At 42.9% G+C, this 13,500-nt stretch carries 11 protein-coding genes; 2 read left to right on the top strand and 9 right to left on the bottom strand.

The features are described 5' to 3' along the window. On the top strand, positions 1-622 hold a 622-nt coding region (locus tag MD535_RS14645), incomplete at its 5' end, for a HAMP domain-containing protein (RefSeq protein ID WP_265675760.1). Continuing rightward, positions 606-3,017, top strand: a complete 2,412-nt coding sequence (locus tag MD535_RS14640) for a tetratricopeptide repeat protein (protein WP_265675759.1) — start codon at positions 606-608, stop codon at positions 3,015-3,017. The genes MD535_RS14645 and MD535_RS14640, both read left to right, overlap by 17 nt. A 172-nt stretch (positions 3,018-3,189) precedes the next feature. Here MD535_RS14640 and MD535_RS14635 read toward each other — a convergent pair whose 3' ends face one another. The 9 genes from MD535_RS14635 to MD535_RS14595 form a co-directional block, all read right to left on the bottom strand. After that, positions 3,190-3,684, bottom strand: a complete 495-nt coding sequence (locus MD535_RS14635) for a YcxB family protein (RefSeq protein ID WP_265675758.1) — start codon at positions 3,682-3,684, stop codon at positions 3,190-3,192. 679 nt (positions 3,685-4,363) lie between these two features. Continuing rightward, positions 4,364-4,654, bottom strand: coding sequence for a hypothetical protein (locus MD535_RS14630; protein WP_102250172.1), 291 nt, complete (start codon positions 4,652-4,654; stop codon positions 4,364-4,366). Then, on the bottom strand, positions 4,635-6,665 hold the full coding sequence (locus MD535_RS14625; RefSeq protein ID WP_265675757.1) for a PHP domain-containing protein: 2,031 nt from the start codon (positions 6,663-6,665) through the stop codon (positions 4,635-4,637). The genes MD535_RS14630 and MD535_RS14625 overlap by 20 nt, the downstream gene beginning before the upstream one ends. A 410-nt stretch (positions 6,666-7,075) precedes the next feature. After that, positions 7,076-8,506 (bottom strand): aspartate kinase, encoded by a 1,431-nt coding sequence (locus MD535_RS14620; protein WP_265675756.1) that lies wholly within the window; start codon positions 8,504-8,506, stop codon positions 7,076-7,078. 95 nt (positions 8,507-8,601) lie between these two features. Continuing rightward, positions 8,602-8,988: an ectoine synthase gene (locus MD535_RS14615; protein WP_265675755.1), complete on the bottom strand. Its 387-nt coding sequence runs from the start codon at positions 8,986-8,988 to the stop codon at positions 8,602-8,604. 14 nt (positions 8,989-9,002) lie between these two features. After that, entirely contained in the window at positions 9,003-10,268 is a 1,266-nt protein-coding gene (gene ectB / locus MD535_RS14610) for a diaminobutyrate--2-oxoglutarate transaminase (RefSeq protein ID WP_265675754.1), read from the bottom strand. 10 nt (positions 10,269-10,278) lie between these two features. Further along, complete coding sequence (ectA, locus tag MD535_RS14605) at positions 10,279-10,833, bottom strand: diaminobutyrate acetyltransferase (protein WP_265675753.1); 555 nt, start codon at positions 10,831-10,833, stop codon at positions 10,279-10,281. Between the two features lie 512 nt (positions 10,834-11,345). Next, entirely contained in the window at positions 11,346-12,458 is a 1,113-nt protein-coding gene (locus tag MD535_RS14600) for an NADH:flavin oxidoreductase (RefSeq protein ID WP_265675752.1), read from the bottom strand. A gap of 312 nt (positions 12,459-12,770) precedes the next feature. Then, positions 12,771-13,349: a hypothetical protein gene (locus MD535_RS14595; RefSeq protein WP_265675751.1), complete on the bottom strand. Its 579-nt coding sequence runs from the start codon at positions 13,347-13,349 to the stop codon at positions 12,771-12,773. Positions 13,350-13,500: the final 151 nt, after the last annotated feature.

The raw sequence follows: 13,500 nt of genomic DNA, 5'->3' as shown, positions 1-13,500 counted from the left end.
AAACGTTATGTTGCGAGCATTACGGCTGCCCACCATGCTAAAGGGAATACGAACATGGTCATCTAAGCGATTGATATGGCGAATATTATTTATTGCTTTGTTCAGTGCCGTCATCAACGCAACACAGTTTTATTTTTTTTATGCACAAACCCTGGATGTCCTTGCCCAACGGCTTTCTTTCCAGTTATTGCCTGAAGAGTTGAACGCCGTCGCGCAATCTTTACCATCTATGTACGATGCGATGAGTAACTGGCTTGTGCTACTGCTACTCTTACAGCTCGTGTTGGCAACATGGGCGGGGTGCTGGCTGAGCTATCGCCTATATGGACCCGTTGCTCGAATTCGCCATGCCTTAGTCGATATTTCTATGGGTAAACTCGCTACCGTCATTCACGTCCGTGATGGCGATGAGCTCACCGACATTGCTGAAGACATCAACGACAGTTCAGCGAGATTGCAAATTATGGTCATGAGTATGAAAGACAACCTCGACATGATAGACGGCTGCGATCTGCCCACAGAAACCGCGTTACACCTGGAGACGATTAGAGAGAACTTAGCCTATTTTGAGACCATCAACCTGGCCGACACTGCAGCGAATCCAAATGAGCCAACACAATAGTCATCAAAAGCGCCCAAGTTTACCCTTTGCGATTCTCATCTCGATGCTCATCGTAAGCTACGCATCACCGCTTAGCGCCACTGTAAACACCGATCCGATTGGCATCGGTATACAGTTTATTCAACAGGGTCAGCTCTCTCACGCTAAAACTCAGCTCGCCACGCAAACACCACCCTATCAAGGCGAAGCGTTATTTTTGGCGGCACGTATTGCTGAATTTGAGCATCGCTGGAACGACGCAATGTCACTGTATCGACGCTACCTCGCTCAAGATCCCTTTAGCGTTCATCGATTAGAAGCTCGAGCGGCCTTTGCTTTGCTGCGAGCGTATCGAAATGACCCATTACTCGGTGACTACCTTACTCTCATCCAGCTGCGTGATAAAAACCCGCTTTCAGAAATGCAGCAAGCCAGCCTTCGCTTATCCACTCGTTCTCCCCTTGAAGCGCTAGCTATAAAAGGCCAACTGCTTGTTGCTCATAGCCTATTGGAATTTGCCCAGCAACCTCAACAAGCATTGGATCATTACCTCAAGGTTGTTGCTGCAACCAAAAATATGGAAGCAGATTGGTATATTCAAGCTCTATTCGGTGCGGTGTTTTCTGCGCTCAGAGACCAGAAACCTGAACAAGCAAAACAATTTGCCAATCAACTGCAAACGAAACTCGATTCAAGTTGGGGCAGCCGAAATAGCCTGCTTGCCCGAAGTTGGCAGCAACGCTTGGACGCTATGGCGTTTATGTTTAATTTACAGCAACAGACTCGTGCCACGCCAAGCGACCCTTTTCTGTGGGGGGTCGGTGCTCGGTTATTGCTGGATCATCCTGTGGGCAGCGGACAAAACTACGCGCCTGTATGGGAGACCTTATCGGATAACCAACTCGACGTACAAAGTGTCACTTTGTGGATCACACAACACAGTGACTGGCACTGGTTACGTAGTGATCTACTTCGTGGCGCACATCAGCATGGTTATGTTCCCATGATCAATTATTGGTTTTTTGGCGATCAAATCAGCCCTAGCTATGTACAAGCTAACCGACAGCGCTATCTCGATGAGGTCAAAAAAAAACTTATTCCACTATTACGTGATTTACCTCAAGCCTATTTGATCCTTGAGCCCGAGTTTAATAAACAAGGAATTGAAACTTGGGATGGTTGGGATCCGCTGATGTTGGAAGTCATTGCGTTAATTCGAACGCATGCGCCACAAATTAAAGTGGGCCTTGGTCTTGGGGACTGGGATCAACCAGGCAGCACGCCCAGCTATAACAGCGCGAAAAAAAGCATTGAAGCAAGCGATTTTGTCGCCAGTATGTTAATGCTATCAAGTTACACTGAACGCGCGCACTCGGCTCCGGATTGGTCGCCGTGGATTCGAGCGCTTCGCTTAGGCGAGCAATTGCAACAGCGCTTTAATAAACCCTGGATGCTCGCCTATTTATCGATAGCCTCTCAACCTAACTGGCAAGCGCAACAAGCCAATGAGCTGGACAAACTGACCTTTTATTTACCCATGTTACGTCAGCTCGGCTTATTTGCACTCAATTGGTTTTCCCTCACAGACGAGCCCAATCAGACAGGATGGTTTTCTGATGCCGAACAAAGCTTTGGCTTACTTGATGCCAACTACCAGGCGAAAACAGCCTTAACCACTTATCGCTCACTCACCGCTCAGCACACCACGAACGCGTCGACGCCAAAGATCGAAGATTTCAGTGTGGAAAAACAACAAGGCAACCCATTACCTCACTGGCAAGTCAACGCGACAATGAGTCACTGGAGCCGATGGGAGCTGAGTATCTCACAAGACAGTAATACCTGGACAACTCGTGGTGCGGGGGATGCTTTCACCCTTAGCTGGTATGGGCAAATGCTGCCTAACTGGGCAGAAACAGGAACAGTGACCATTCAACTAAAACTTAATAATAAATCCGTCAAACAAGTGACCACATCTTGGATCGCCTCCTCCCTTCCACGTATGGAAATTAACGAACAAGCTAACCTCGCCACTTGGCACACCTGGCAAAAATTGCCTTGGCGCTCCCTTGAGCCCAGCCTGCTAGGGCGCCCCAACAGTGGATCGCTCGAGTTGGTGGTGACGGGGCTCAACACTGATCAACTTAATGGGCTCTATATCGGGTTTATCGACCAACATGGCTTCTATCAAACATTGTCAGCGTCTGGGTACACCTATAGAAACGAGGCCGAGATTGCAATTCATGTGCCCCTTTCTGATTTTAAGCAAAACTGGGGGAAATTTGAAAACGGCGTGCCGATATGGCGTGAAGAAGCGGTTGGAAACCTTGCCATTGTTATACAAAATACTCGTCAGCAACCACTGGCATTTAGAGTGAAAACCATGCAGTTGCTACTCCCTAAAGGTCAACAGTAGTGAGCAAGGCGTAAATAAGAAAGTTTCACACGAACGCCGACAAATCACCTAAGTCGAGAGACAACCGAGTATGAATGCACCATACTCGGCCGACTGATTGTGAGTCAAAGGCTTTTACAAACGTCATATTACAGAGTTAACTCGGATAACCTCAGCCATGCGCGCATTAAGGTTAGTTCATTTTTGATATGGCGTGCTGCTCTACAATGAACGCGATATTTTCATCATTTAAGCAAGATTTACTGACATATTGCCGCTGCTTACCCATATGAAAAATAAACCCTAAATCGCTTTGCTCAAGTTGGTCAATTTCACTCCAAGCGATGCTACGCGTGTTATTACCGTTTTTATACGTCACCCCGTTAGCGTCACCCTGAAATACCACTTTGCTACCAGCGCTCATACTGAGAGTTTGTCGCCATAGCCACCAAGTTCTCTTAAAGTAAACACTGAGCGCTTCAATAACACTCAACACAATAAAGAACCAACCAATGTAACTACTGGGCAATAGCTCAAACATAACTAAAACCGCGCCAAAAAGAAGAAAAAGTACGCCTTTTAAATAGGATTTTGGGAATGTAGTAGGCAGGCTAGTTTGATCGTAGCACTCTGCAAAAAAGGGTTTGTCGAGAGTGTATTCTGTGGTGAAACCAATATCTTTGGGCATATGTGGCAACTTTAAGGTTTTCTGTGAATGAGTATCGAATGCTGCGAGCTCGCAACTCCGGTATTGTATCGCTTCTTAGTGCTTATCTTTAGCTATTTTGCCGCTCTTTTGTAAATCAATGATACCGCTATGAGCGACTCACTCCATAGCCACTTTGCTATTAAATGAAGCATATAAAATAAAAACGAGGCATATAGTAGGGCTACATAAAGCTAATAAGGCACTGAGGGCGGTAAACGCTTAGGTCAGTGCCTTTTCCCCAGTCTGGCCGTCACCTTCCTAAAAACGGCGACCTTCCAACACGCATGACTCAGTTAAAGTAGAAATGAATAAACAAAGCGCCAATATCTTGTGTGTGCGTATTAACACGTTTTTGGGCAGAAGCTCCTCTGTCAGCAACTAAAACAACTAAAACAACTAAAACAGCTCAACAATTCGTCATTCAAACGAAGACAGGTATCTACCGACAACGCCCAACGAATCGCACGCTATACCATAGTTAGCTCTCTCGCGAGGCTAGCTTACTTTTGCCCCAAAATTTGTTAACCCGAGCTACGCCTCATTGTTCAACTTCAGTATTTGCAATAATTTAACTAATGGAAGCAAAAAGCAAGACGCGACCCCACTAACTCGTTAATATACCTTTTAATTGATACAGTCGATTAAATGCATTTGAAAACTATGAACTATATTTTTCAAATGCATGTTTATATCTCAATTTACTTTCCTCTAAGAAGTCGCTGCGCTCACTTATTAAAGAGCTGAATTTTTCATAGATACTGGAATAAATTATTTTATGAGCGCCATTTGCTATAGTCCCTTCCTCAGGAGAGTCCATCTCAAACCCTTCCGACGTTGCTTTGTCGATTAGAGCCAAAACATCTTCTTTACTTATTAGGTCAATGTTTTTCCAAATAGAACCATCAAGTGAGTATTGTGCTAAGTTATTTTCAATCTTGAAGTGCTTCATATTTCTCTCTTCTTTTATCATATGGTGTAAAGCCCGCTTCTAGGCAGTTAAGGGTAACGCTATGGTTTGGAATAGTGTCTCCATCCACACTGACCAGCTCGGTATCCGTTGGATAACCGGAATATAACTTGTATTCGAGATTCCCATCTACTAAGTTTTTGCAGGTATAAACAATGTAATTTGGTTCAATGGAGGCACCAACAGTGTTATTATGGGTGACCACAACGACGGGCATAGTTTTGGATATGTCTCTTAGCAATGCGTTAACTTTTGTTAGAAGGAACACGTTGTCGAAAGAGGATTCAGGCTCATCAATAAGTAATATGTCGAACTTTTGTGCTTCCTTAATCGATTCTAATAACCTAAATTCTGAACGCTCTCCACCGGAGACTCGACTTCCATAGGAGTTTTGTACTTCATAAGATATTTTGGCGAAAAAATTGTAATAATCGGATTGTGAAAGAGCATCTATTTCTTTTAATTCACATAGGTACTGGAAAGGAGAATAGTACTTTGAAAAAGCCCGCTGAAAAGAGCCTTGCCTTTGGTTACTTTCATTCTTAACTTCAGAAGTAGTCTTAAATACACCAACTTTAGCAACGACATTGTAACCATGCAGCGAGTCTAGATCTTTTTCTTTTGGAGTACGAACGAGTTCAACTAGGTCGTTAAATTTTTGAATACAATCTTTTTCTTTAGCTATGTCTTTAAAGTTTATATCTTCTATCTGGTTTGTGGCAGTCTGGACGCCTAGCTTAGATTTAATGTCATTGACGATAGAGTTTGCTTTCTGCTTTTTTCTATTGTGAGCTTCGTCATCACAATGGCGATTAATTAATTCCATGTACATATTAATCAAGTTTTGATGGCTAATATGTTTACTTATGATCGGCTCATACTTACTACTATCCATAAGCTCTTTGGTTGCCTCAATGAGCTTACTTAGAGCTGATAAATTCTGTACCTCAAATTCTGTTTCTGAGAACATAGCTGAGGAAGAATAAACGTCCTCACGATCTCTGTTAAAGGCAAACTGTTTTAGGCTATCTAAATACTTTTCTACTTTCTTTTCGGTGAAAGTGAAGTCGTAGTGGATTACCTCATCAACTACCTCTTTAAATTCTTTAAGGTAGCTCTGTTTATAGAGATCTCTTTTCTTCTTTATATGTTCTTCAAACTTATTTTCATCCTCACCAGAGCGCTCTAGTAACTCGAACTGTCGGATATATTTGATATCGTCAAACTCTGCTGTGGAGCAGATTTTATCAAGAGTATATGACTTACCAGTTGATCGTTGACCTAATATTACGTTCAGACCTGTTGATAGCTTGAGACCATCATCGAGCACTTGGAAAAATTCGTTACCTTCTTCCTTAGTTAACGATAGTCGACCTCTTGTATTGAGAGCATCCTTAAGAGACCCAAAATTAAGTTCCTGTACATCTACAAAAGTAGCTTTAGTAGGTATATTCTTGAGCCCGGATTTTGCTCTCATGTCGCTAAAGAGCACTGGAGGCAGTTTTTCTGGATTTTTATATGCATAAAGGAATTTTTTTATACTACCCACTTCTCCAGCATCAATAAATGGCCGGAGTTTCTCTAAAATAGAATGATGTAAAGAAGGATTTTTGTCGCTATGAGGGATTAAAATATACTTTGATAAATCGCCAAAAATCTCTTTAAATCGGTCTAAATCAATAGAAGAATCCTTATCGGGGATATCAGATTGTACTAGGCGGCATTTCCCTTCAAATGTATTAAGATCTTCACCGTTGGATATAACTAGAATGTGACCAATACCTAGGTCAACTTCTATTCCAGGCAATACTAGGATATCCAGACTACTCTTAATAGTTTCAAACTGCGATTTAATAAAAGTGTTGTGGTTAGTTATTGCTATACAATCCAATTCTGCCCGTTCGACATAATCTTTGAGTACATCAAAGGAATAGGTAAAAGGAGGATCACTTGGCGTCTGATGGGTATGTATGTGAAGGTCGATTTTTTTCATAGGTGGCTATACTCACTCCCTCATTCTGAGTTTTCTATTAGATATATACGACAGTAATAGTCAATCACATTTGTTATGAAATGAGAGGCATTTGATATAAATCTAGTTTATATGCAAATGTACAGATTTAACGAACCGATAGGGTCAAGTCTTGCGTTTTGCCTACCCAACTTTTCAATACCTGAATTAATCCGCTTTTAGCTAACTTTAGGAAAGTCACTGACTCATTCCTGTCCAGAAACATGTCAGCTCAGCTCTCGTCAATGCAGAATAGATTCTGGCATGCTACTGTTCCCAAAAATCAAAACTGTATTTTTAAGTTATAAATGGCAGTGTACGAATACTGCCATTTAGTGTCCTTCTTTATTACTCTCCCACAACAAAAGCCCCTACAACAAAATGGTGACGAATTACGCCACTTTTGTTGCATTAGAACATTCATCAACGGTGTCAAAAAACTCATCATGCAACGCGCAAATTGCGGCGCAGTACTCTTTATTCCCAACCACAAACTGTACATTTACGTTACGCATAGATGAATGCAGAGCCACTGGCGTAATACCGTTGTTCATTAGCGCCAACACACCTTGAGCTAAGGATTTATTGGTATCAATCTGCGATCCAATGACGGATATTAATGCCACCATGCGCCCCTTTATTTCTGCACTTGGATAACGTTTTTCTGCCTTATACAACACTTTATTTAGGCTTTCCGTGCTTCCACCAAGGTAGTAGGTCATCGAGTTAGCATTCATTTCTTTACCAATCAAACTGACATGTGCATCAGCAATAATCTGCATGAGTTCATAACTGACGTTATCAATCTGCCCAACCATGGCTTGATCGAACAAATGCAGTGCAAACACTTCCTCTTTACCGGCAATAATTTCAACTTTGTTCGCCGTTGGGCGGTGACCGCCACTGATCAATGTACCCGGATGATCAGGCTCAAAGGTGTTTTTTATCTGCAGTTCGATGTTGCTCTCTCGCAAGCCAGCCGCTGCATTGGGATGGATCGCTTCCATCCCTAAGCTTGCGAGCTGATCCGCGACATCGTAGTTGGTATGCCCTATAGGAAAGACCTTCTCTGATCCAACCATGCGCGGATCAGCTGAGCTTAAATGGTACTCTTTATGAATGACGGCAAGATCGGCATTGGTTATCGACGCAATTCGGCTGAATGTCATTTCGCTATAACCGCGATCGTAAGTGGACATCAACCCTTCACTGCAAGATGCATAGCCTGTCACTATCGGCAGTTCTTTGCTGACATCAATATCGCGAAATACCTCTCGAATGTGATCATCTAACTTCTGTGGCGTTTCTGAATTCCAACCCGACAAGTCGACAAACTTGGCGTTAAGACCCAAGTTTTTTAATTTTAACGCGGTATTAAACGCACTGTGCGCCTCTCCCATCGACGCTAAAAATTCACGAACTTGCGGCAGATAATGACGTAATGAAAACTGCCCATACTGACAAGTTTCTAGAATGTTTGAAATGCAGTTTTTTGCCTCTGAGAAGCGCGAACGAATAAATTTATCCGCGCGCATGCGGCTCATGGGATCCGCAAACATGTTTTCATTGGTCAGCAACATACGCTGCTCAACATAATTTAGGGCGTCTTGCCAATTCTCATCTCGCTTCGCAACTCGCTGATAGACACCGGGCTTACTGGTTTTTTTACACTCTAGTAATGCGTCTGTCATTCCGCCATACGCCGACACCACAAATACTCGGTTATAACGATGTTCTGGCGCAGGGTGCAAAAAGATATTTTCGAGCACAGCATCAAATGCGGTCATAGATGTACCGCCGATTTTCTCTACGGTATAAGTCATAAGGGGGCCTTAATAAAGTATTGCTTCGGTAAAAAAGAAAGGGAGTGAGGCATATCACCTCACTCTTCATAACAGTGTAAGGAGGCTTAATCGCCTTAATCGACTAGAGGATAGACACCATTTTCGTCGTGGACTTCTTTACCGGTTATTGGCGGGTTGAACACACAAGCCATCACCATTTCTGTACCCTTATAAGCTCTTAAGTAGTGCTCATCATTTTTATCTAAAATGTACAGCGTACCAGGTTTAATTGGGTAGGTTTTTCCATCTACCACTTCAATCTCGCCTTCGCCACTCATGCAGTAAACCGACTCGAGATGATTTTGATAATGAATGTGCGTCTCGGTATTCTCATAGATCGTTGTAATATGAAATGAGAAACCCATTTTGTCATCTTTGAGTAACATGCGGACACTTTCCCACGTTTCCGACGCTACTCTACGCTCGCTATCGCGACACTCATCTAATGTTCTTACTATCATCTTTACTTCCTTGATTAAGATGCTTTTTTAAAGCGTTTCGCGACAACGGATTCCACCGCATTTTCAAAAATAGACAGACCTTGATTTAATTCAGCCTGAGTGATCGTCAGTGGGCAAAAGAACTTCACCACCTCATCATTTGGACCCGCCGTTTCGATGACCATACCGTTTTCAAAACACGCTTTGGCGATGTCACTCGATAATTCACCATTATGGCACTCAACACCTATCATCATTCCACGCCCTTTTTGTTGAACAAACACTTCTGGATGACGTTGAATATTGCGCTGAATAACGTCAGAGACCGCTTCAGAACAGCGTGCGATATGAGTTTCAAGTTGATTATTTGACCAATAGGTCTCAAGCGCTTTTGTTGCTGTCACAAATGCATGATTGTTACCGCGGAAAGTACCGTTGTGTTCACCCGGCTTCCAAATATCCAGCTCAGGGCTCAGTAATACCACCGCCATTGGTAGTCCATAACCACCAATAGATTTGGATAGCGTCACCATGTCCGGTTTAATACCCGCAGGTTCAAAACTAAAGAACGTCCCTGTGCGACCACAACCGGCTTGAATGTCGTCAATAATCAATAAAATGTCATTCTGTTTGCAGATTTTGCTTAAACGCTGTAGCCACGTGTTAGACGCGACGTTCAAGCCACCCTCGCCTTGTACCGTTTCCATTAGCACAGCGGCAGGCTTGTCCATTCCAGCCGAGTTATCATTCAACATGGTTTCAAATAGCTTAAGGCCATCAATATCGGCATAACCTTCAAAAGGAATACGCGTCACATTGTTTAGGCTCATCCCTGCACCCTGACGGTGATGTTGGTTACCCGTTGCGGCTAACGCACCAGCAGTACAACCGTGAAAACCGTTGGTAAATGCCACAATCGAGCTGCGCCCGGTTACTTTACGCGCCAGTTTCAGCGCGGCTTCTACGGCATTTGTGCCCGTTGGACCGGTAAATTGAACCTTATAGTCCAATCCTCTAGGCGCTAAAATATAGCGCTGAAGCGCCGTTAAAAATTCCGCTTTTGCGTCAGAGTGCATATCGAGGCCGTGAGTAATACCGTCTTTCTCAATGTATTCCAGCAAGGCTTGTTTAAATACCGGATTGTTGTGGCCATAATTCAGTGATCCTGCACCAGCAAGAAAGTCTAGATAACGCTCTCCTTTGTCAGTTTCAAGCCAGCACCCTTTTGCTTTGGTGAACATAACTGGAAAACTGTTTGAGTAAGATCGTACTTTCGATTCTTGCTTGTTAAAAATATCCATGATAGACCGTTTAATTTCCTATTTTTTGAGTGTTTTTTAGCGGGATTCGATACAAGAATTCGGTATCGTGCTCCCCCTTAAAATGAATTTGTTCGTCTAGAAATGTACTGACTTCACCTTGTTGGCCCTGTTGCGAATCAAGTTTTTTAAACAATGCCCATGACGCGCTATTTTGTTTGGTGATCGTGGTTTCTACCGCTACGACAGATCGAAGTATGTCTCGATTGAGCAAATGGCTAAGCATGTTAAAAGCAAGCCCCTTACCTCGATAATTCGGAGAAACCGCTACTTGCCAAACAAATAGTGTCTCGGGATCGTCCGGCTTGCGATAAGCAGAAATAAAACCTGCAATGTCATCATCGTAGCGCGCGATAACACAAGTTCGGCTAAAATGCGTAGATTGCAAAAAGTTGCAGTATGAGGAGTTCATATCGAGGGGAGGGCAGACGGCAATAAGGCCAAAAATGTCATTTCCATCATCGCCAGTCGGTTCTAAAAACGTCCATTCTTTACTTGGTTTTTCACTCGTTTCGGGATACATCACCCAAGGTGCTGATGTAATCATGCGCTGATACATTTCCTTTGTACTCTAAGTAAAAATTCGCCTTTATTAGTTCATAATTAGAGAGCCAAATCAAAGTTAGGCGCCAAAAAACCCAAGAAATGTGAGCTATAGCGCATAAAGGAAATATATACATGCACAAAAAATCATTCACATGTGATTAGAGCTCTAATCTTTTTTAATCATTCACTTCTATACGTTTCTCATAAAGATAAACAAAAAGGCGGTAAATAGCTTAAAAACTCACCCTGAAATGAATGCCAGTTTCTCGTCTGTTTATGTGGAATAAAAAACCATTAAACGCGCTGGAACTCACGCTAAAAAATCAGCCACAATCAGCACAATTTTTGGGTGGCGAGAAGCAGTATTTGAGAAGGTTTGCGAAAGGCAGTGAACATTGAGGAAAATAACGACGCTATGACATGACCATGCGCTATCGCATTCGCAGATAGGCATGTACGCGAATAGGCACATCAACAGATGGACACATCATAGCTTGATAAGGGAATGGAGGGTTATAACGCGGCCAGTTGCGCTTTTCTGTCCTTGTTCACTACACAAAAATTACCACGTTTTGTGCGACACTTCGAACAACGCTCACATTCAACTGGTGAGCGATCGCCGGTTTGCCAACGTTTAATCAGGTGCGGTTCAGAAAGAAGCGGCCTAGATAGCGCAAAATATTGAATATTGGTCTTGGTCGCGATCGCATCAATTGCGTTGAACTCCTTTAAGCCACCTACCGTTATGACAGGCACACTCACTTCTTGACTAATTACGTCACCATATTCATGAAAATACCCTTCTTCTTGAATGGTGTAGCCATCATAAGATTGCCCAATCATGGTGTCGGCTTTACCGTGAACATTGCCTGAAATAATAATGCCATCCACACCAACTTGCTCAAGTGCTTGACAGATTTTACGTGTGTCATTAAAGGTTAAACCACCAGCAAAAAACTCCGAAGCCGTTAGCTTTACAAGTATCGGGAAAGCGTCTCCAACCCGTTGTCTTGTTTGTTGATAAATTTCTAGCAGAAATCGCATACGATTATCTAAACTGCCACCATATTCATCGTCTCGCTGGTTGTAATATGGGCTAAGAAATTGATTAATCAGGTATGTGTGCGCAGCATGAATTTCAATCCCATCAAAACCAGATTGTTTCGCCCTCAAAGCGGCTTTAGCAAACGCTTGAACGATATAGTCAATATCTGATTTTGTCATCGCGATGCCCGGAGTTTTCGTTCCCATTTCAGGTACATCACTCGGTGCGAAAATGACGCGTTCGCCAACATTGTAGGTCGTCTTTGTGCCCCCATAAGCCAATTGCATCACAATTTTTGAGCCGTGGGAATGAACACCTTCCGTGAGTGTTTTGTACTCATCAATAAAGGAATCATTGTAGATACCCATCATTCCTGCATTGGGTTTTTCTTCTTCAACAATATTGGCATAACCGGTAACAATAAGCCCTACTTCACCTTGTGCTAACTCTTCATAGATGGCGTATAGCTTGTCGGTCATATGACCGCTTTCCGTTGCCATATTTTCCCATGTTGCACTGCGGATAAAGCGATTTTTCAGCGTCATATTGCCAAGGCGGGTTTCTGTAAATAAGGTGCTCATTTTTTCTCTCACGTTCGATCATACGCCCTTCCTCTCTTTTAGTACTAAAGAGAACAAAAAGGACAAAAAGAACTGCCATTCACATAGGTGGCCGATCTTTTTGTCCTTTCATGTACGAGGTTAAAGGCTCGCGATTATTTTCTAGGGGCGATCATAGCGGCAACAGCCTCAACGAAACTTAATCTAGATTAAGATCACGTAAACTATTACCTAATGCGGATGAAGAAAAATACGCCGTAATGCATGCAGATAAGCATAGGTATACAAAATGGGGAGGAAGTGAAACCCAATCAATCCGACTGGGTTTAGCGGCTAAAATCTGAATCCTAGTAAGAAGCTAACCGTAGTCGCATCAAGACCAGTAGGCTCTTGCTCGCCGTCAATGTTGACCGTCTCGATGCCGGCAAAACTTGCATGAACATTAAAAACAAGACGCTCGTTAATGGGATACCCAAAACCTAAAAACGGCAGATATTTGCGTTCCGTCAGTTGATAAATTTCCGCGCCTACGGTCTCAGAACCTACCGTCCCATACGCGTCAGCACTCATGTCTAAAACCATCTGCGTCACACCCAATTTAAGTGATAACCCTTCCAACATGGTGTCAGAAAATTGATAGCCTACATAAAGGGTACCCAGTTGGCTGGAGCGCTTTTTAGTGTATGTTCCATTGCTGATCACCCCTTCATTGTAAGGGCCCGTTTCGTAATTATCAGTCGTGCTTAAATTAATCTGCGCACCAAGCACGTAGTTGTCGTAAACCAAACCCTCAATACCGGCAGCAAAAGATTTATTAGTATCCACGCCCGCATTAAACTGAAAACTATAAGCGCTAGAAGGTGCACTCATTATTAACAGGGTTAGCGGTAAGCTGAGTTTGTAAAGTTTCACTTTTTAATCCTTTAATCATTAGCTACCTAGCGCTAGATGGCTACAAAAACTAGATGCCTATAGACATTAGCACTTCTGTCGACGAATTATAGCGCACATTCCGCTTTTAAAAGAACCTCAAATATCAATTATCTGTATGAATCTACAACTG

This window comes from Vibrio qingdaonensis, assembly GCF_026191675.1.
In the GTDB taxonomy this organism is placed as follows: domain Bacteria; phylum Pseudomonadota; class Gammaproteobacteria; order Enterobacterales; family Vibrionaceae; genus Vibrio; species Vibrio qingdaonensis.
This window is presented reverse-complemented; position numbering and strand designations above follow the sequence as displayed.

Coding starts and splice junctions, on each gene's coding strand:
- MD535_RS14635 (WP_265675758.1), bottom strand. CDS start 3,684: ATGCCCAAAGATATTGGTTTCACCACAGAATACACTCTCGACAAACCC.
- MD535_RS14630 (WP_102250172.1), bottom strand. CDS start 4,654: ATGAAGCACTTCAAGATTGAAAATAACTTAGCACAATACTCACTTGAT.
- MD535_RS14600 (WP_265675752.1), bottom strand. CDS start 12,458: ATGAGCACCTTATTTACAGAAACCCGCCTTGGCAATATGACGCTGAAA.
- ectA (WP_265675753.1), bottom strand. CDS start 10,833: ATGATTACATCAGCACCTTGGGTGATGTATCCCGAAACGAGTGAAAAA.
- MD535_RS14620 (WP_265675756.1), bottom strand. CDS start 8,506: ATGACTTATACCGTAGAGAAAATCGGCGGTACATCTATGACCGCATTT.
- MD535_RS14615 (WP_265675755.1), bottom strand. CDS start 8,988: ATGATAGTAAGAACATTAGATGAGTGTCGCGATAGCGAGCGTAGAGTA.
- MD535_RS14640 (WP_265675759.1), top strand. CDS start 606: ATGAGCCAACACAATAGTCATCAAAAGCGCCCAAGTTTACCCTTTGCG.
- ectB (WP_265675754.1), bottom strand. CDS start 10,268: ATGGATATTTTTAACAAGCAAGAATCGAAAGTACGATCTTACTCAAAC.
- MD535_RS14625 (WP_265675757.1), bottom strand. CDS start 6,665: ATGAAAAAAATCGACCTTCACATACATACCCATCAGACGCCAAGTGAT.